1 protein-coding gene is annotated in these 663 nt (G+C 59.9%); it reads left to right on the top strand.

All coding sequences use genetic code 11. The annotated features are described in order from the left end of the window. On the top strand, positions 1–663 hold a 663-nt coding region (gene tssI / locus C4F37_RS27230), incomplete at both ends, for a type VI secretion system tip protein TssI/VgrG (protein ID WP_158701365.1).

Raw genomic sequence — 663 nt, 5'->3', positions numbered from 1 at the left:
TCGGTGCAGAGCCAGGATTACACGTTTAAGGTGCCGGACTGGCCGGGGATGTATGAGCAGCAGGGTGAGAGCCTGAACGGACAGCTTGAACAGTATGAAATATTTGATTATCCGGGAAGGTTCAAGGATGAGCAGCACGGCAAGGATTTCACGCTGTACCAGATGGAGAGCCTGCGCAGTGATGCGGAAAAGGCCACAGGGCAGAGTAATTCGCCGAAGCTGTGGCCGGGAACGCGGTTTACGCTGACGGGGCATCCGCAGAAGATGCTGAACCGTGAATGGCAGGTGGTACAGAGCATTCTGTCAGGAGACCAGCCGCAGGCGCTTCACGGCAGCCAGGGGAGAGGAACCACGCTGGGCAATCAGTTAGAGGTGATACCGGCGGACCGGACGTGGCGTCCACGGCAGCAAAGCAAACCGAAGGTGGACGGGCCACAGAGCGCCATTGTCACCGGTCCCGCAGGAGAGGAAATCTTCTGCGACGAACACGGGCGGGTACGGGTGAAGTTTCACTGGGACAGGTATAACGGCATGACGGAGGAGAGTTCGTGCTGGGTGAGGGTGTCACAGGCGTGGGCGGGGCCGGGGTTCGGTAACCTGGCGATACCGCGTGTGGGTCAGGAAGTGATAGTGGACTTCCTGAACGGGGACCCGGACCAGCCG

Source organism: Escherichia sp. R1 (assembly GCF_003000935.1).
GTDB classification, from domain to species: Bacteria; Pseudomonadota; Gammaproteobacteria; order Enterobacterales; family Enterobacteriaceae; genus Escherichia; species Escherichia coli.
This window is presented reverse-complemented; position numbering and strand designations above follow the sequence as displayed.